The 17,720-nt window shown below is 62.6% G+C and carries 13 protein-coding genes and 1 pseudogene; 8 read left to right on the top strand and 6 right to left on the bottom strand.

Annotated features, from left to right (window positions below; translation table 11 throughout):
- Nucleotides 1-23 precede the first annotated feature (23 nt).
- From groL to OW493_RS10160, 3 genes are all read right to left on the bottom strand, one after another.
- Nucleotides 24-1,673, bottom strand: a complete 1,650-nt coding sequence (groL, locus tag OW493_RS10170; RefSeq protein ID WP_065392449.1) for a chaperonin GroEL — start codon at nt 1,671-1,673, stop codon at nt 24-26.
- A 56-nt stretch (nt 1,674-1,729) separates the two neighbouring features.
- On the bottom strand, nt 1,730-2,023 hold the full coding sequence (locus OW493_RS10165; protein WP_043331438.1) for a co-chaperone GroES: 294 nt from the start codon (nt 2,021-2,023) through the stop codon (nt 1,730-1,732).
- Between the two features lie 481 nt (nt 2,024-2,504).
- Nucleotides 2,505-3,047, bottom strand: a complete 543-nt coding sequence (locus OW493_RS10160) for an FxsA family protein (protein WP_289864023.1) — start codon at nt 3,045-3,047, stop codon at nt 2,505-2,507.
- A gap of 565 nt (nt 3,048-3,612) precedes the next feature.
- Between OW493_RS10160 and OW493_RS10155 the strand changes: the two genes are divergently transcribed.
- From OW493_RS10155 to rsd, 6 genes are all read left to right on the top strand, one after another.
- Nucleotides 3,613-4,374: an SDR family oxidoreductase gene (locus OW493_RS10155; protein WP_084208013.1), complete on the top strand. Its 762-nt coding sequence runs from the start codon at nt 3,613-3,615 to the stop codon at nt 4,372-4,374.
- Nucleotides 4,375-4,570: 196 nt separating this feature from the next.
- Nucleotides 4,571-5,068 carry a peptide-methionine (R)-S-oxide reductase MsrB gene (gene msrB, locus OW493_RS10150; protein WP_084208014.1) on the top strand — a complete coding sequence of 166 codons (498 nt, stop codon included), beginning with the start codon at nt 4,571-4,573 and terminating at the stop codon, nt 5,066-5,068.
- Nucleotides 5,069-5,207: 139 nt separating this feature from the next.
- Nucleotides 5,208-7,631, top strand: coding sequence for a Tex family protein (locus tag OW493_RS10145; protein WP_289864022.1), 2,424 nt, complete (start codon nt 5,208-5,210; stop codon nt 7,629-7,631).
- Nucleotides 7,632-7,794: 163 nt separating this feature from the next.
- Entirely contained in the window at nt 7,795-9,393 is a 1,599-nt protein-coding gene (gene gshA / locus OW493_RS10140) for a glutamate--cysteine ligase (protein ID WP_289864021.1), read from the top strand.
- Between the two features lie 260 nt (nt 9,394-9,653).
- Nucleotides 9,654-10,214 (top strand): disulfide bond formation protein B, encoded by a 561-nt coding sequence (locus OW493_RS10135; RefSeq protein ID WP_077375205.1) that lies wholly within the window; start codon nt 9,654-9,656, stop codon nt 10,212-10,214.
- 125 nt (nt 10,215-10,339) lie between these two features.
- Nucleotides 10,340-10,834 (top strand): sigma D regulator, encoded by a 495-nt coding sequence (gene rsd / locus OW493_RS10130; RefSeq protein ID WP_077375202.1) that lies wholly within the window; start codon nt 10,340-10,342, stop codon nt 10,832-10,834.
- Nucleotides 10,835-11,023: 189 nt separating this feature from the next.
- Here rsd and OW493_RS10125 read toward each other — a convergent pair whose 3' ends face one another.
- Together OW493_RS10125 and OW493_RS10120 are read right to left on the bottom strand one after the other, a co-directional pair.
- Nucleotides 11,024-12,415 carry an FAD-dependent oxidoreductase gene (locus tag OW493_RS10125; protein ID WP_077375199.1) on the bottom strand — a complete coding sequence of 464 codons (1,392 nt, stop codon included), beginning with the start codon at nt 12,413-12,415 and terminating at the stop codon, nt 11,024-11,026.
- A gap of 254 nt (nt 12,416-12,669) precedes the next feature.
- Nucleotides 12,670-13,326 (bottom strand): HAD family hydrolase, encoded by a 657-nt coding sequence (locus OW493_RS10120; protein WP_077375196.1) that lies wholly within the window; start codon nt 13,324-13,326, stop codon nt 12,670-12,672.
- 259 nt (nt 13,327-13,585) lie between these two features.
- Between OW493_RS10120 and OW493_RS10115 the strand changes: the two are divergent.
- Together OW493_RS10115 and ptsP are read left to right on the top strand one after the other, a co-directional pair.
- A pseudogene (locus tag OW493_RS10115) lies at nt 13,586-14,050 on the top strand (RNA pyrophosphohydrolase); the annotation flags it as partial.
- 202 nt (nt 14,051-14,252) lie between these two features.
- The gene (ptsP, locus tag OW493_RS10110; RefSeq protein WP_084208018.1) at nt 14,253-16,556 is read left to right on the top strand and encodes a phosphoenolpyruvate--protein phosphotransferase; all 2,304 of its coding nucleotides are present in this window, start codon (nt 14,253-14,255) and stop codon (nt 16,554-16,556) included.
- Between the two features lie 91 nt (nt 16,557-16,647).
- Here ptsP and OW493_RS10105 read toward each other — a convergent pair whose 3' ends face one another.
- Nucleotides 16,648-17,541, bottom strand: a complete 894-nt coding sequence (locus OW493_RS10105; RefSeq protein WP_289864020.1) for an NRDE family protein — start codon at nt 17,539-17,541, stop codon at nt 16,648-16,650.
- Between the last annotated feature and the right edge of the window lie 179 nt (nt 17,542-17,720).

Genomic DNA, 17,720 nt, shown 5'->3' with positions numbered 1-17,720 from the left:
GTGAGTCGTGGGGTGAGGCTGGCTTACATCATGCCGCCCATGCCACCCATTCCGCCCATGCCACCCATGTCGCCGCCGCCGGCAGCTGCCTTGTCTTCCGGGTCTTCGGCGATCATGCATTCGGTGGTGATCATCAGGCCGCCGATGGAGGCTGCGGACTGCAGGGCAGAACGCGTCACCTTGGCCGGGTCCAGCACGCCCATCTCGAACATGTCGCCGTAGACACCGGTGGAGGCGTTGTAACCGTAGTTGCCTTCACCTGCCTTGACGTTGTTCAGCACGACGGAGGCTTCTTCGCCAGCGTTGGTGACGATCTGACGCAGCGGCGCTTCCATGGCGCGCAGCGCGATGGCGATACCGTGAGTCTGGTCTTCGTTGTCGCCTTTCAGCTCGGTCAGCTGGTTGAGGACGCGAACCAGGGCGGTACCACCGCCAGGCACGACACCTTCCTCGACGGCTGCACGAGTGGAGTGCAGGGCGTCTTCGACGCGAGCCTTCTTCTCTTTCATCTCGACTTCGGTAGCAGCACCGACGCGGATGACGGCAACACCGCCGGCCAGCTTGGCGACACGCTCCTGCAGCTTCTCGCGGTCGTAGTCAGAGGAGGTTTCCTCGATCTGCGCGCGGATCTGGGAGACACGAGCTTCGATATCGCCTTCGTTGCCGGCGCCATCGATGATGGTGGTGTTTTCCTTGGACATGGTCACGCGCTTGGCGGTGCCCAGGTGGTCCAGGTTGGCCTGCTCGAGGTTGAGGCCGACTTCTTCGGAAATCACGGTGCCGCCGGTCAGGACAGCGATGTCCTGCAGCATGGCCTTGCGACGATCACCGAAGCCCGGCGCCTTGACGGCCGCGACCTTGACGATACCGCGCATGGTGTTGACGACCAGAGTCGCCAGCGCTTCACCTTCGATGTCTTCGGCGACGATCGCCAGCGGCTTGCCGGACTTGGCGACGCCTTCCAGCACCGGCAGCAGTTCGCGGATGTTGGAGATCTTCTTGTCGACCAGCAGGATGTACGGGTCTTCGAGCTCGACCGCCATGGTGTCCTGGTTGGTGACGAAGTACGGAGACAGGTAGCCACGGTCGAACTGCATGCCTTCGACGACTTCCAGCTCGTCTTCGAAGCCACGGCCTTCATCGACGGTGATGACGCCTTCCTTGCCGACCTTCTCCATCGCTTCCGCGATGATCTCGCCGATGCGAGAGTCGCCATTGGCGGAGATGGTACCGACCTGGGCGATGGCCTTGGTGTCGGTGCACGGCACGGACAGCTCACGCACGGCCTTGACGGCTTCGATGACGGCCTTGTCGATGCCGCGCTTCAGGTCCATCGGGTTCATGCCGGCGGTCACGCCCTTCAGGCCTTCATTGACGATGGACTGAGCCAGCACGGTGGCGGTGGTGGTGCCGTCACCCGCGACGTCGGAAGTCTTGGAAGCGACTTCCTTGACCATCTGGGCGCCCATGTTCTCGAAGCGATCCTTCAGCTCGATTTCCTTGGCGACGGACACACCGTCCTTGGTCACGGTCGGTGCGCCGAAGGATTTTTCCAGCACCACGTTGCGGCCTTTCGGGCCGAGGGTAGTCTTGACGGCATCCGCCAGGACATTGACACCACGCGCCATGCGCTTGCGAGCATCATCGGAGAAACGAACGTCTTTTGCAGCCATTGTTATCTCTACCTTTAATCAGTAAGTCGTAGCATTTAAACCGGAAACGCTGGAAATCAGCCTTCCACCACGGCGAGGATGTCGCTCTCGCTCATGATCAGCACTTCTTCGCCGTCGATCTTCTGCTTCTCGACGCCGTAGCCATCCTTGAAGATGACGGTGTCGCCGACTTTCACGTCAAGCGGGCGAACTTCACCGTTCTCGAGGATGCGGCCGTTGCCGGCGGCAAGAATTTCACCGCGCGTCGGCTTTTCCTGAGCGCTGCCGGGCAGAACGATGCCACCTGCAGTTTTCTGTTCTTCTTCCACGCGACGGACCACGACGCGATCGTGCAAGGGACGGATGTTCATTGCTCACGTTCTCCTGATGGTAAATCCCGCCATCTGCCGGTCTTTGCCGGCACGTCTGGCGTTCAATGGGGTTGCCTACCGAGTGTTGGGCCTCGCAGAGGCGAGGCCGTTATCCATTGCACCGCTTTTATGGTGGCGAGAGGACAGCTTTCAAGTAGGCGAACATAAAAAAATTTCAAATCTCGTCATCAACTGCGTCGCCTGAAAGGCACGCACTTGAGGTGCCGACTATCCCGATGCACTACTGTGAGTTGAATCAAGCAGTTGAGTGTATCTGAGCCATACGCCTCTGGCATGTGGACGCCCGACGGTGAATGACGTCCATTGGTACTAGGTGTCAGCGATGAGGCGCGTTGCACAGCGCGGCCATGCATGGCAACGAAAAGCCCGGCAGGGGAGATGGGCTCCCGTACCGGGCTTAGATCATCATCATGCAGTGGGGGCTCGTCGGGCTCTTTGCCTGTCGAGGCGCGATGCCGGCCTACAGACGTGGCTCATCGCGGCTGATGTAATCGCCTTCCAGCGGCTGCCCACCCTTGTCACCGCTATTGGCGCGGCCTGATTCGCGCTGTGGCTCCTCCTGCTGGGCAGTGCCGTGATCCTTGGACTGCCAGTTGCCGGAGTGCGTCTGACGTGACTGACTCTGTGCGGAGAAGCGACCCTTGAAGAAGCGTGCGATGACGTTGTTGCCGCTCAGGCCTCGGGTCAGCAGTCCACGCGAGGCCGGCAGCAGGCAGAGCAGCCCCAGGCCATCCGAGAGAAATCCCGGTGCCATGAGCAGCGCGCCACCGAAGATCAGCGCCGCGCCTTCCATCAGTTCACCGGAGGGCATCTCGCCACGTTGCAGGCGCTCCTGAGCACGCATCAATGTCGCGCGACCTTCGCGTCGAATCAGATGCAGGCCCACGGCGCCGGTGATCAGTACCAGTGCCAGCGTCGGCAACAGCCCTATCTGGCTGCCAAGACTGAACAGCACCACGAAATCCAATAACCCGAACAGGGTAATCACTAGCAGTATGGGCATCGTCTCTCCCGAATCCGGTAAATGGCAGCTTGCACCAATGCGTCAAGGGTAAACCAGCAGCAGGATGGGGAACAGTCGAATCGATGTCATGAAAGGCTCATGCCGGCCGACGTGGATGGCTGGCGCTGGTGGTAGAGCGGTGCCATGCTGGATGTTGCAGTGCACAATGACGGCGAGTGATACCGTGTCAGGCGCGACGGATGTCTCAAGTGTCCGAAGGTGGCAACGATACGCCTGACCAGGCGGGCCCCATGGCGGCCGGAAGGGACATGGGCACGCCGCATCAGCACCCGCCTGCAGGCCGCTACGTTGATGACGAGACCGGTTGCGTTGGCCGGTTGGGCCAGCGTTGAGGCAGGACACGTCGCAATCTGTTGCACTGCGTCATGCAGATTCACCGTGAGCCTGCAGCGTTCGTCATCCGTGACAGCTCCAGTCACGGAGGCACACGCGGATGGACGCGGTGCGGGACACTCGACACATTGATCGTGACGCTCGTACGGCATGCGGGCCTCGCACCCGGCAGGCATTTCTCGCTGTCGGCAGACAACCTGGGAGACGGGACATGAAGCTTGACGACAAGGTCATCGCGATTACGGGCGGCGCTCGTGGGCTGGGGCTGGCCATGGCGCGACATCTGGGTGAGAAGGGCGCCGTGCTGGCGCTGCTGGATATCGAACAGGGCGGTCTGGATGACGCTGTCTCGAGCCTGGAAGCGGCGGGCATCAAGGCGCAGGGGTTCGTGACCGACGTCGCGGACGAGGCCTCCGTCACGCAAGCCTTCTCTGCCATCAAGGCGGCGCTGGGTCCGGTGAGTGGTCTGGTCAACAATGCCGGCATTACCCGAGATGGTCTGCTGATCAAGGCGCGTGATGGAGTCGTGGAGAAGACCATGTCGCTGTCCAGCTGGCAGCAGGTCATCGATGTCAATCTGACCGGTGTCTTCCTGTGCACGCGTGAAGCCGCCAGTCAGATGATCGAGGCCGGTCAGCCGGGCGTGATCGTCAACATCTCCAGCATCTCGCGCGCCGGCAACATGGGGCAGAGCAATTACACCGCAGCCAAGGCGGGTGTCGCCGCGATGAGCGTCACCTGGGCCAAGGAGCTGGCGCGCTACAAGATTCGTGTCGGTGCCGTGGCACCGGGCTTCATCGCCACTGAAATGACCGCCGGCATGAAGCCGGAGATGCTCGACAAGATCAAGAGTGGCATCCCGATGCGTGATCTGGGACGTCCGGAAGACATCGCGGGCAGCGTGGCCTTCATCTTCGACAATGATTACTTCACGGGGCGCGTGATCGAATGTGATGGCGGTCTGCGTATCTGAGCCGATGTCTCCTGCCTGACGTCATGCCTCCCTCTGTGAATGCGCAAGCCCCCATGCCGGATCTGCCGATATGGGGGCTTTTTCGTGCATGCGAGAGAGTCGACTTGCGTGCGAGGGCCAAGGTGACATGCATCCAACGAGGCGTGCCGTGCGTAATCCCGGTATCGCGGTTCATATCGGATAAAGGAGATTCGTCATGCAACGTCGCCAATTCATGGGGCTTGTATTGGGTGGCGGTGCGATGTTGGCACTGCCGGGACTGGCTGCCGCTCGCCCGGAGCTTGAGCTGGAGCGCTCGCCGGACATTGCCGAGCTCGTGCTGGATGACGACGAGTGGCGCGCACGCCTGAGTGCAGAGCAGTATCGCGTGCTGCGCGAGGAAGGCACCGAGCGCTCAGGCTCCAGCGCGCTCAACAAGGAATCGCGTGACGGTGAGTACCGTTGTGCCGGCTGTGACCTTACGCTGTTCACCTCGCGTACCAAGTTCGAGTCCGGCACTGGCTGGCCGAGTTTCTTCGATCATATCGAAGGGCATCTGTTGACCAAGACGGACTACGGGCTGGTGTGGCCGCGTACCGAATATCACTGCGCACGCTGCGGAGGGCATCAGGGACACGTGTTCGAGGACGGCCCCAGGCCCACGGGACTGCGCTGGTGCAACAATGGGGTGGCGCTGCGTTTCGTGCCGGCCTGAGGGGGCCTGTGAAGCTAAAGCAATCCACGGGCTTTGTGGTAACGTGACGGCATCGTGATGCAGGCGGCCCGGTCGACTCAGCGACCGGGCCGCCTGCGTCTTGTCACCAGAATCATAGTCGTGAAGGGATCGATGTTTCATGGACGCTACCGCAACTGACGCCACTACCGCTCGCCCTGCACCGACGCTGTCGCCTGCTGCTACCGCTCGCCGTATCCAGCAGGCGCTGGCGGCGGAGCTGGACGTGCGTGAAGAACAGATCACCGCGACGGTGGAGCTGCTGGATGGCGGCGCCACCGTGCCCTTCATCTCGCGTTACCGCAAGGAGGCGACCGGCGGGCTGGATGACACCCAGATGCGTCTTCTGGAAGAGCGCCTGCGCTACCTGCGTGAGCTGGAAGAGCGCCGTCAGGTGGTACTCGAATCCATTGCCGAGCAGAGCAAGCTGACCGCGAGTCTCGAGCGCGATGTGCTGGCTGCCGACAGCAAGCAGCGTCTGGAAGACCTCTACCTGCCGTATCGCAAGAAGCGTCGTACCAAGGCCCAGATTGCCCGTGAGGCGGGTCTTGAGCCGTTGGCGGATGCCTTGCTTGGCGACCCGACGCTCGTGCCGGAAGACGAGGCAGCTGGCTTCGTCGATGCCGACAAGGACGTGGCCGACCCCAAGGCGGCACTGGATGGGGCCAAGCAGATTCTGATGGAGCGCTTCGCGGAAGACGCCGCGCTTGTCGGTCGTCTGCGTCAGCGTCTGTGGGATGACGGTATCCTCAGTGCCCGGGTGATGAAGGGCAAGGAACAGGAAGGCGCCAAGTTCTCCGATTACTTCGAACACGACGAGCCGCTGCACAAGGCACCGTCGCATCGCGCGCTGGCCATGCTGCGGGGTCGCAATGAAGGCGTGCTGAGCCTCGCGCTCAAGCTGGAAGGCGAGGACGAGTTGCCGCGGCACCCGATGGAGGGTGCCATCGCGGCGCATTTCTCCCTCGAGGACCAGGGGCGCGCCGCGGATCGCTGGTTGAAGGAGGTGGTGCGCTGGACCTGGCGGGTCAAGCTCTATACCCATCTGGAAAGCGAGCTGATCGGCCGCCTGCGTGAGCGTGCCGAGCAGGAGGCCATCCAGGTCTTCGCCGACAACCTGAAGGATCTGCTGCTGGCAGCCCCGGCGGGGCCCAAGGCCACCCTGGGGCTGGATCCGGGCCTGCGTACCGGCGTCAAGGTCGCGGTGGTGGACGCCACCGGCAAGTATGTCGATCAGGCCACCCTCTACCCGCATGCGCCTCACAATCGTTGGGATGCCTCGGTGGCGGAGCTGGTCAGGCTGGTCGAGCGTCATGATGTCGAGCTGATCGCCATCGGCAACGGGACCGCATCACGCGAGACCGACAAGCTGGCCGCCGACGTGCTGACCCGCCTGTCCGGTCGTCGCCTGCAGAAGGTGATGGTCAACGAGGCAGGGGCGTCCATCTACTCCGCTTCGGAATATGCCGCGCGTGAGTTCCCGGATCTGGACGTGACCATTCGTGGTGCGGTCTCCATTGCCCGTCGCCTGCAGGACCCGCTCGGCGAGCTGGTCAAGATCGAGCCCAAGTCCATCGGGGTCGGCCAGTATCAGCATGATGTCAGTCAGGTGCAGCTGGGGCGCAGTCTGGAGGCGGTGGTCGAGGACTGCGTCAATGGCGTCGGTGTCGATCTCAACATGGCGTCCAGTGCGCTGCTGTCACGCGTCGCGGGTCTGAATACCACGCTTGCCGAGAACATCGTCGCGCATCGTGATGCCAATGGCCGCTTCGCCTCGCGCAAGGAGCTTCTGAAGGTCAGTCGGCTCGGGCCACGTACCTTCGAGCAGTGCGCCGGCTTCCTGCGTATCGCCGAGGGTGAGAACCCGCTGGATGCCAGCGCCGTTCACCCTGAGGCCTACCCGCTGGTCGAGCGTATCGCCAGAGCGCATGGTCGTGAGCTGCCCAGCCTGCTGGGCGACAGCAGTTTCCTGCGCAGCGTGAAGCCTGCCGAGTTCACGGATGATCACTTCGGGTTGCCGACAGTCACGGACATCCTGCGGGAGCTGGACAAGCCGGGGCGCGACCCGCGTCCTGAATTCCGCTTCGCCGAGTTCAAGGAAGGGGTCGAGACGCTCAAGGATCTCGAACCGGGCATGAAACTTGAAGGTGTCGTGACCAACGTCACCCATTTCGGGGCCTTCGTGGACATCGGTGTGCATCAGGATGGCCTGGTACACATCTCTGCTCTGTCGCAAAAGTATGTTGCCGACCCGCGTGAAGTGGTGAAGGCCGGTGACATCGTCAGCGTCAAGGTGATGGAGGTCGACATACCGCGTGGACGCATCGCGCTGAGCATGCGCATGAGCGATACTCCCGGTGAAAAAGGCGCGGGAGGCGAGGCGCGACGCGGGAGCGAGGGCAATCGTGGAGGGCGCTCCCAGACCGGCGGTGGCCGTCAGGAACGAGGCGGTCGCGGCAGCGGCTCCAGTGCAGGAGGCGGCGCGGCACCCGCCAACAATGCCATGGCAGCGGCCCTGCTCAATGCACGCAAGTCGAAATCATAAGCCTTGAAAGCATTTTTTACGCGCCCATAATGTGGGCATACTGACTGACGCGAACGGTGGATGCCGTTCGCGTCTTGCATGGCATCCGGTGCAGTCCGCGGGCCATGGTCATCCAACTCGACCGGAGAGGCTGGGCTTCTCCCCATGCGAAAGGGTCAATACCTTGTCCGAGCAACTCGCGTCCGCCATTGCGCGACTCAAGGCCCCCGCCCGTCAGGGACTCTTCGGGCGTCTGCGCCGTGGCATCGAGAAAGAAGGCCTCAGGGTCGACGCCGACGGCCGCATCAGCCAGACCCCGCACCCGCGTGCTCTGGGGTCCAAGCTGACTCACCCGTACATCACCACGGATTATTCCGAGTCGCTGCTCGAGTACATCACGCCGGTCTTCTCGCGTCCCAAGGATTCCCTGGAGTTTCTGGCGGACCTGCATCGTTTCAGCTATCGCAATCTGGGGGATGAGCTGATCTGGCCGGCCAGCATGCCGCCGAGGCTGAACGGCAATGACAGCGTGCCGATCGCGGATTATGGCACCTCCAACACCGGCACCATGAAGCATGTCTACCGCAAGGGGCTGGATGTGCGCTACGGGCGCATCATGCAGTCCATTGCCGGTATCCATTACAACTTCTCGCTGCCGGATGATTTCTGGACGCTGCTTCAGAAGATGGAGAATGCCGAAGGCGAGGATGCGCGTGACTTCCGCTCGCGCCGCTACTTCGAGCTGATCCGCAACTTCCGGCGCCATAGCTGGATTCTGCTCTATCTGTTCGGCGCCTCGCCGGGGATCGACGAAAGCTTCCTGGATGGCGGCAATGATGACCGCCTCAAGCGTCAGGCCGACCGCAGTCTGGTCTCGGCCTATGCCACCAGCCTGCGCATGTCGGACCTGGGCTATCAGAACAAGGTCCAGGCACAGCTCAAGATCTGCTTCAACTCGCTGGACAACTTCGTCGGGACGCTGCGTCACGCCATCGTCACGCCGTGGAAGGACTACGAGAAGCTGGGGGTGAAGCAGGCCGATGGCAGCTGGTCGCAGCTCTCCAGCAACATCCTGCAGATCGAGAACGAGTACTACTCCGACATCCGTCCCAAGCGTGTCACCCGGCACAACGAGACGCCCAGCCAGGCGCTGGAAGGCCGGGGCGTCGAATACATCGAGGTGCGCTGTCTGGATCTCAATCCCTTCCTGCCGGTGGGGATCGACGAGACGCAGATCCGCTTCCTCGATACCTTCCTGATCTGGTGTCTGCTGACCGATAGCCCATGGATCGATGATGAGGAATGCGCCAACCTTGACGACAGCAAGCGACGCGTCGTGGAGGCGGGGCGTGACCCCGAGCTGACCCTGAACGTCAAGGGTGAGGAGCGGCGTCTGCGTGAACTGGCCGCCAACGTGATGGATGAGCTTGGCGAAGTGGCAAGCCTGCTGGACGAGAATCACAAGTCAGGCAGCGAGCATCGCGATGCGCTGGCGGCACTCGCGCCGCGCTTCGACGATGCCCAGACCACGCCCTCGGGCCGTCTGCTGACCAGCATGCTCGACAACGGCAGCAACTTCGTCGATGAGGTGCTGGCGCTGGCCAAGGGGCAGGCCGAGCAGTTCAAGACGGAGCCGATGGAGCGTGCACGTGGCTACCTGCTGGATCAACTGGTCGAGACTTCCCTGCAGCAACAGGGCGATATCGAGGCCGGCGACCATCAGGACTTCGATACCTTCATGGCCGAATACTTTGCCTCGGCGCATGCCACGCAACCGGCCTGACTCGTCGATGCAACGCCGATTCATGTTCAGGTCATCCCTGCGCGGCATGATAGGCATCCATCGCTGATCGCGGCGACACCGGCCATCGCGACATCATCGGCGCCTCAGACTTGAGGCGCCGATGATGTCTCTGGCCCATGCGTGCGTTCTGGCCAGGCAATGACGCCACGCATGCTCTGAGGTGGTCATGGAGAGATGTCTTCGTGATCGCGCCATTTCTCACCAATGACTCCAGTGGAGTCGGACGGCAAGGACAGCAAATGACACACGCGGACAATCAATCAGGACAACAGCCGACACGCCAGGGTGGGGGTCTCGCCTGTCTGGCGCGCTGGAGCGGGCGTCAGTGGTGCCTGCTGGGGGCGCTGGGGTGCGCGTTGCTGCTCGGTGTCGCCTTCGTGCTGCAGTTTGCCTTCGGTCTGGCACCATGTTCGCTGTGCATCTTCCAGCGCGTGGCGGTGGCCGTGGCAGGCGTCTTCTTCCTACTGGGTGCCGTGCATGGACCGGGGCGTATCGGTACCCGCGTCTACGCGCTGGGTGCGCTGGCGGGCAGTGTGGGTGCCATCGTGCTGGCCGGTCGTCATGTCTGGCTGCAATCCCTTCCGCCGGATCAGGTGCCGGCCTGTGGCCCGGGCCTCAACTACATGCTGGAAGTGCTGCCGGTATGGGACGTGATCACCCAAGTGCTCAATGCCTCCGGTGAATGCGCGCAGATCAGTGCCCAGTGGCTGGGTCTCTCGATCCCTCAGTGGTCGCTGATCGGCTTCTGTGCTCTGGCACTGGTACCGCTGGCCATGCTGTGGAGCAGCTTCCGGCGTTGAGGGCATGACGCCTGCCACCATGGTGGGGGGTTGGCAGCGTCCGTCGCATGGAGGATAGTGGGTTGGCAGCGGGGTGAGCACCTGATGTCAGCCCCACCGTTCGGGTCATGCCAGAGGAGGCGCCCATGCTGGAGGAATGCACCACTGCGGCGGAACGCTTTCGTGGCGTTCATCAGTTGGTTGATCGCTGGCTGGATCAGCGACGCGAGATGCTGGTCTGCTTCATGGATCTGCACGAGGCCTGCGTCAATGATCTCGAGCAGCTCGACATGACACGCGTCAATCGCTTCATCGAGCTGTTGATGGATTACATCTCGGCGGGCCATTTCGAAGTCTATCCTCAGCTCAAGGAAGAGGGGCGTGTCTTCGAGGACACCCAGGCTCTGGCCGCTGCGGAGAAGTTGATGCTGCGTCTGGAGCCCTCGACGGAGCTGGTACTGTCCTTCGATGAAGACTTCTCGAGTCCGACCCGCTGCCAGCACTACCGCACACGCCTGCCCGAGTGGCTGGCCCGTCTTCAGGAGGGGCTGACGGAGCGCTTCGCGCTGGAAGATCAACTGATTCAGCGCCTGCATGCGGTACACGAGCCACTGGCTCACTCGCGGCAACCCGTGGCATGAGCGAATGACTCAGGCAGACATGCTGTCCGCCTGAGTACTGAGTGCTGAGTGCTGAGTACTGAGTGCTGAGTGCCAGCCGCCGTCAGTGGCAACACGAAAAAGCCCCCGTCAGCAGATGCTGGCGGGGGCTTTTCGTTCGGCTCGACTTCCTTCAGCTCACCTGCGCGGCGGTTGGCGCCGCGCGGCGTATCACATCAGGGAAGAGGCTTCCGGGCGTTCGAGTTCGGTCAGCTCGATCTCGCCGGTGAGCAGGTCACGCTCGAAGGCATCCTTGTCGATGTTGAAACCAAGGAATTCCTGAGCGAGATACATGTCCTTCTCGGCGTTGCCCAGACAGCTGGTGCCACCCGGTGACGGCGTCATGTTGAAGACGATGCCGGTGCCCGGATTGATCTTGGCTTCGCCCATCACGAGCTTCTGCTTGCTCTTGTCGATCAGCTGCGGGCGCACGCCGCCGAAGCCCTTGGCGAAGCTGACATCCTTGACGTCCAGGCTCGGGACGATCTTCTTGATGTCGCCGTGGAACAGGCGCTCACGCAGTACCGGCACCTCGAACATGAAGTTCTTGAAGATGTAGTTGCGGATGTCGCGCACCTTCATCAGGTCCCACAGGGCCTTGACGACGTTGCGGTCCATGCGCAGTACCTTGAGGAACTCCCAGAAGGTCTTGCCGTTGTAGCGCTCCAGCAGCGGCAGCATCAGAGCGGTCGGCCCGAAGCGGGTCTTGCCTTCCACCAGCACGTCCGGGTCGCCGTGGACGGCGGCGAACGGCAGGTTCTCGTTCTGGATGGTGTAGACCTTGCCGTTGAGCACCTTCGGCGTGAAGTAGAAGGAGCCAGCCATCGGCAGGCAGGACTTGTCCAGTCCGTAGCCCATCTTGTGGGCGAACAGCAGGGAGTGACCACCGGCGCTGACCACGACATAGCGTGCGCTGAGCTCGCCCTTGTCCGTCTTGACCTTGTAGACGTCACCTTCCTTGCGGATGTCTTCCACGGCGGTCGAGAGGCGAACGTCGAAGTTCATGCCTTTCTCGGCCGCTGCCTTCTCGCCTTCGCTGACGAAGGCCTCCGACAGGGTGGTGTAGTTGACGGCGGTGTATTCGTCGGTGGAACCCAGCGCGACGATTTCCTCGTCCGGACGGCGACCTTCCACGACCTTCGGCTCAAGCTCGGCGATGTCATCACGCTCGAGCAGCTTCAGATTCGGGAACAGTGGCTTGAAGGTCTCGAAGCGCTTGCGTAGGAACTGGCATTCCTTGGCACCGACCGCCAGTACCATCTTCGGGTACTTGTAGACGATGTGATCGCGCTCACTCTCGCTGAGCTTGGTGGCGAAGTTGACCACCATGCCTGCGGTGCGCTTGGTCACGCGCGCCTTCTCGACCGTGTAGTTGGTCTCGATGTCGCCGCAGTGGATGGTCTGGGAGTTGTTGCGACCGTGCGAGTTGACGATCGCGACATGGTCGTATTTTTCCACCAGGCCGACCGACGAGAGGTCGGTGTAGCGGGCGAGTTCATAGAGAAGGGCGGTGCCGGACACGCCGCCACCCACAATCAGGACATCGTATGTCGTTGAGGACATGGCTGCTCACGCTCAGAGTTGGTGAGGGACATCCCCCGGCACCCGACCGGGCTACCGGGGGCCGTCCTGCCGTGACGGGGCATGCCTCGTCAGGCTCGACGGTTCGATGGACACACATTATAGACACATCGGACGCGAAATGATTCAGCAAATAAGGTCGACTTTATGGTGAATGCCTGTAGCCACATGAAAACCTTATAGATGAAGCTGCATTCCCTTATAGGTCGATTATTTGTTTTAAAATCAATGGCTTGTCAGTCGCGCAGTGAGATGATGCGCCATCCGCGCTGCTGGGCGGTCGCCAACAGTTGCTCATCCGGGTCCACTGCAATGGCAGTATCGACACGCTCGAGCAGCGGAAGATCATTGATGGAGTCACTATAGAAGGTGCTGCCATCCAGGGTGTGATCACGCTCGGCAAGCCAGGCTTCGAGGCGAGTGACCTTGCCGCCCTGGAAGCTGGGAACTCCGTCGACGCGGCCGGTGTAGCGCCCGTCGATGATCTCGGGCTCGATGGCGATCAGGTCATCCACGCCAAGACGCTCGGCGATGGGGGCAGTGATGAAGCGGTTGGTGGCGGTGATGATCAGCAGCGTATCGCCGCGTGCACGGTGACGCGCCAGCAGCTCTTCTGCCCGTGCCAGAATGATGGGCTCGATCTTGGCGGCCATGAACTGCTGGTGCCAGGCGGCGAGTTGTTCCGGACTGTTCTCGGCCAGCGGCTTGAGTGAGAAGGCCAGGTACTCGTGAATGTCCAGTTCGCCACTCTGATAGAGCTGGAAATAGCGCTCGTTGGCTTCACGGTAGGTGTCAGCGTCGACAGCGCCTTGTTCAACCAGGAACTCGCCCCAGGCGTGATCGCTGTCCCCGGCGATCAGGGTATTGTCGAGATCAAAGATGGCCAGACTCACGGAGAACTCCTTGCTCAGCCCAGCCGTTGGCGTGGGCGACGGACGCAGACAGAGGGGCGCGGCAAGGTCGCCGGCCCAGTGTTTGCGCGGGTGTACGGGGGCCAACGGAGGATTTCCGAAGGCGGTGTTGCAGTGCAATACGGTGAAGGGGTCGATTATTGCAGACGTGCCTGGCCTTTCACACCGCCAAACCGCGTATTGAAGCGCTTTCAGCCTTTGTGGAAGAATGGTTTCAATTAACGAATCAAAGGTGACATCCGTGATCGACGCTGACGGCTTTCGCCCCAACGTTGGCATCATCATTGCCAACTGTGAGGGCCAGCTGCTCTGGGCGCGCCGGGTAGGACAGAATGCGTGGCAGTTTCCGCAAGGGGGCATCAAGCCAAACGAGACACCGCAACAGGCGTTGTATCGTGAACTCGAGGAAGAGATCGGCCTCAAGGCCGAGGACGTCGAGATACTGGCCTGTACCCGAGGATGGCTGCGCTACCGGTTGCCCAGACGCATGGTGAGAACGCACTCCCGACCGATCTGCATCGGTCAGAAACAGAAGTGGTTCCTGTTGCAGATCCGCTGTCAGGACAACCGCGTGAGTGTGGATTCCACGCCCAAGCCGGAGTTCGATGGTTGGCGGTGGGTCAGTTACTGGTATCCGCTGGGTCAGGTCGTGGCCTTCAAGCGCGAGGTCTACCGGCGCGCGTTGCGCGAACTGGCACCGCGTCTGCAACGACTGGTGGATTCGCAGGGCAATCTGCCGCTCTCTGCGGTGCAAGGCAACATGCCCTGCAACGAGGACAAGGCCGCCATCAGGCCGACGGGAAATGATCGCCACATCCCCGATTGAGGTCGGGCTCATCATCTGCAACGTGCGCGTCCGGGCCAGGAACCCTGTTTCCTCGTGAGGCGCGTCATGCTCGAGGTACACCATGCTTGAGGTATTGCGGCGTATCGTTCAGGAGGTCAATGGCGCGCGTTCACTCGACGCGGCGCTGGCGACGATGGTGTTGCGCATTCGCAAGGCCATGAAGACGGATGTCTGTTCCGTCTACCTTCTGGCGCCCGAGACGGACCGATTCGTGCTCAAGGACACCATTGGCCTGCGCTCGTCTTCCGTGGGACAGGTCAGCATGGCGCGCGGTGAAGGGCTGGTGGGCATGGTGGCGCTCAGAGAGGAGCCGCTCAACCTCGAGGATGCCCCGGCGCATCCCCAGTTCCGGTATTTCGAGGAAACCGGCGAGGAGCGCTTCTCCAGCTTCCTGGGCGTCCCCATCATCCATCAGCGCCGCGTGCTCGGCGTACTGGTCATCCAGCAGCACGAGAAGCGTCGTTTCGATGAGGGCGAAGAAGCCTTTCTTGTCACGCTGGGCGCGCAGCTGGCAGGTGTGCTGGCGCATGCGTTGGCGACCGGGGCACTGGGCAAGCTGGCCGGGACCAGCGGCCAGGCGACCTTCAAGGGAGTCGCCGGGTCTCCCGGTGTCGTCATCGGCAAGGCCTTCGTGCTCTCTCCGCCGGCGGATCTGGACTCGGTGCCGGACCTCATTCCCACCGACATCGACTTCGAGATCGCTCGCCTGAAGGAGGCGATCAACGCCGTGCGCGAGGAAATCCGTGTCGCGGCAGAGCGGCTGGCCAGTCGTATCTCCACTCAGGAGCATGCGCTGTTCGAGGTCTACCAGCAGATGCTGGGCGACGCGGCGCTGGGTCAGGAGGTCGAGAAGCGTATCCGGGAAGGGCAGTGGGCGCCTGCGGCACTGGCCGATATCGTGCGCCGGCATGTTCAGTATCTCGAGCGCGTGGATGATGACTATCTGCGTGAGCGCGCCGCGGATATCCGCGATCTTGGCCGGCGGGTGCTCGCGCATCTGCAGGAGGAGGGCGACAGCGGCCCGATCGAGTACCCCGAGAACACCATCCTGATCGGCCATGAGATCAGCCCGGCGACACTGGGCGAGGTACCGCGGGAGCGGCTCAAGGGGCTGGTGGCGGTCAGCGGATCCAGCACCTCCCACGTCGCCATCCTGGCGCGGGCCATGGGAATTCCGACCGTGCTCGGGATGGTGGACCTGCCGCTGTCACGCCTGGGTGGCGCGCCGGTGATCCTCGATGGCCATCGCGGTCGTTTGGTGGTGCGTCCGGAGCATGAGCTCAGCGTGCATTATTCGCGGCTGATCGCCGAGGAGCAGGCGCTGAGCGTGCTGCTGGAGCAGGAGCAGGATCTGCCGAGCGTGACGCCTGATGGCCATGTGATGCCATTGATGGTCAATACCGGCCTGGCGCTGGATGCCGTGGCCTCGCTCAAGACCCGGGTTGGCGGCGTGGGGCTCTACCGCACGGAAGTGCCCTTCATGATGAATGATCGCTTCCCCAGCGAGCAAGAGCAGGCACGACTCTACCGTGAGCAGCTGGCCGGTTTTGCCCCTCTGCCTGTCACCATGCGTACGCTGGATATCGGGGGCGACAAGGATCTTCCCTATTTCCCCATCAAGGAGGCCAACCCCTTCCTTGGCTGGCGCGGCATACGCGTGACACTGGATCACCCGGAAGTCCTGATGGTGCAGCTGCGTGCCATGCTGCGCGCCGCCGAGGGCCTGGACAATCTGCGTATCATGTTGCCGATGGTCTCGGGGATCGAGGAGGTGGATGCCGCGCTGGCGCTGGTCAATCGTGCCTTGATCGAGCTGGCGGAAGACGGTGTCAACGTCTCACGGCCCAGCGTCGGCGTGATGATCGAGGTGCCGGCGGCCCTCTATCAACTGGAAGCGCTCGCGACCCGGGTCGACTTCTTCTCGGTGGGGTCCAACGACCTCACCCAGTACCTGCTGGCGGTGGACCGCAACAACCCGCGAGTGGCGAGTCTCTATGATGCGTGTCACCCGGCGGTATTGCGCGCGCTGGCGCGCTTGGCGGAAGAATCGAAAGCGCTGGGCATGCCGGTGAGCGTCTGCGGTGAGCTGGCCGGTGACCCTGCCGGCGCCTTGCTGCTGCTGGGAATGGGCTTTGATGGTCTGTCGATGAATGCGCCCAGCCTGCCACGTGTCCGTGCCGCCATTCGCCGCGTGTCGTTGGCGGCAGCCCAGGGGCTGGTCAGCGAGGTCCTGTGTCAGCCGACGGCCAATCAGGTGCATGGCCTGCTGCTGGAGCGCATGCAGGCATGGGAGCTGGCGCATCTGTTGCCACCGCGTGACCACACGCCGGATGCCAGTGCGGTCCAGGCGGCAGTCTCTCGTTAGCGACTTGCAGGCAGGATCGCAGACCTGCGCTCCTGCCTTGGGTGGCGTCCTCTCGCTGGCCTTCCCTCAAGACGTCCCCTGCAGGCAATCGTCAGCTCAGATGCCATCCCCGTGTCGCTTCCTCCTGGAGGTGCGACACGGCCTTGCGATGAGCGACACACTGGCCTTGTGGTGAAAAGCGGCGTTCATGCAGTGTCAGTGAGGTCCGCTTGTCATCTCGCTGCCAGCGCACCAGGGTGGCCGCGCGGGTGCCGTACTCGGGGCTGGTGATGAAGGGGCTGGACAGCAGGGCTTCCCGCTCAAGTGCCAGGCCGGTGGCCGGCAACTGTGCCGTCGGCGGCCGCCAGCCATCCTGCAGGATACCCAGACAGGCATCGTCATCGTGCATGACCGCAGACGCCTTCAGCGCGGCAAGGCGCTGTCTGAGTCGCCGCTGCTTTGGCCATTCATTGTCCGGGTGACCATTGGACAGGCTATGCAGCCCAGGGGGGAGTCGGATTAGCTGGCTGCCGTCGGGCCCATGATGGAGTCGCCAGAGAGTCCGGCCATCGCAGACCAGCAAATTGCACCAGTCAAGTGCGCTCAAGCTCAGGGGTTCGCAGTGCTCGGGAGAGTCCGCCGCGAGCCTTGCCATGACGGTCTCGCCAGCGCTCAGGGCCTCCAGCCAGTCCCCAAGCGACAGGGTGGAGGCATTGGCCACCGCCTGTCGCACGGCGGCCGTGACCAGCTGACCGCGACTGATGGTGGCTGCATGGGAGGGGCGGTCCAGCTGGCGGACATTGGTCAGCGTCGCCAGGGCGCCGGCCCGATGCATGACCAGCCATCCCCCTCCTGCCACCAGATCACGACCACCGCACAGAGCGGTATCCGGCCAGCGGCACAGACCAGTGGTCGCACGGGCATGAAACTCGTCGCGGTTGCCCAGCAGCGTGAGGCAGTGTCCTGTCGTGGCATCTGGCTGCCAATCGAATGCCATCAGGCACATGGCGAGACTCCGAAAGAGGGTGGGCGAGGTTCCCGGGGATCAGGATGTGACAGGTGTCGCGCCGGGAACATGACGCCCGTCAGTGGCTTGCGTATGCTGCAGTCTTGTGGCGAACGGGCCGACGATCTGCCGTGACGTCGGGCTACGGGCAGTATGGCTCGATGCGACCCGATCGTACT

The sequence above is a fragment of the Cobetia sp. 14N.309.X.WAT.E.A4 genome, from assembly GCF_030397495.1.
Taxonomy (GTDB): Bacteria; Pseudomonadota; Gammaproteobacteria; order Pseudomonadales; family Halomonadaceae; genus Cobetia; species Cobetia marina.
Note: the sequence above shows the minus strand (reverse complement) of the source record. Positions and strands in the feature narration are given on the sequence as shown.

Excerpts from the sequence above, each read along its gene's own strand:
- rsd (WP_077375202.1), top strand. The coding sequence starts at position 10,340 with ATGCTGGAGGAATGCACCACTGCGGCGGAACGCTTTCGTGGCGTTCAT.
- OW493_RS10125 (WP_077375199.1), bottom strand. The coding sequence starts at position 12,415 with ATGTCCTCAACGACATACGATGTCCTGATTGTGGGTGGCGGCGTGTCC.
- OW493_RS10145 (WP_289864022.1), top strand. The coding sequence starts at position 5,208 with ATGGACGCTACCGCAACTGACGCCACTACCGCTCGCCCTGCACCGACG.
- OW493_RS10135 (WP_077375205.1), top strand. The coding sequence starts at position 9,654 with ATGACACACGCGGACAATCAATCAGGACAACAGCCGACACGCCAGGGT.
- OW493_RS10165 (WP_043331438.1), bottom strand. The coding sequence starts at position 2,023 with ATGAACATCCGTCCCTTGCACGATCGCGTCGTGGTCCGTCGCGTGGAA.
- groL (WP_065392449.1), bottom strand. The coding sequence starts at position 1,673 with ATGGCTGCAAAAGACGTTCGTTTCTCCGATGATGCTCGCAAGCGCATG.
- OW493_RS10105 (WP_289864020.1), bottom strand. The coding sequence starts at position 17,541 with ATGTGCCTGATGGCATTCGATTGGCAGCCAGATGCCACGACAGGACAC.
- OW493_RS10160 (WP_289864023.1), bottom strand. The coding sequence starts at position 3,047 with ATGCCCATACTGCTAGTGATTACCCTGTTCGGGTTATTGGATTTCGTG.
- OW493_RS10155 (WP_084208013.1), top strand. The coding sequence starts at position 3,613 with ATGAAGCTTGACGACAAGGTCATCGCGATTACGGGCGGCGCTCGTGGG.
- msrB (WP_084208014.1), top strand. The coding sequence starts at position 4,571 with ATGCAACGTCGCCAATTCATGGGGCTTGTATTGGGTGGCGGTGCGATG.
- ptsP (WP_084208018.1), top strand. The coding sequence starts at position 14,253 with ATGCTTGAGGTATTGCGGCGTATCGTTCAGGAGGTCAATGGCGCGCGT.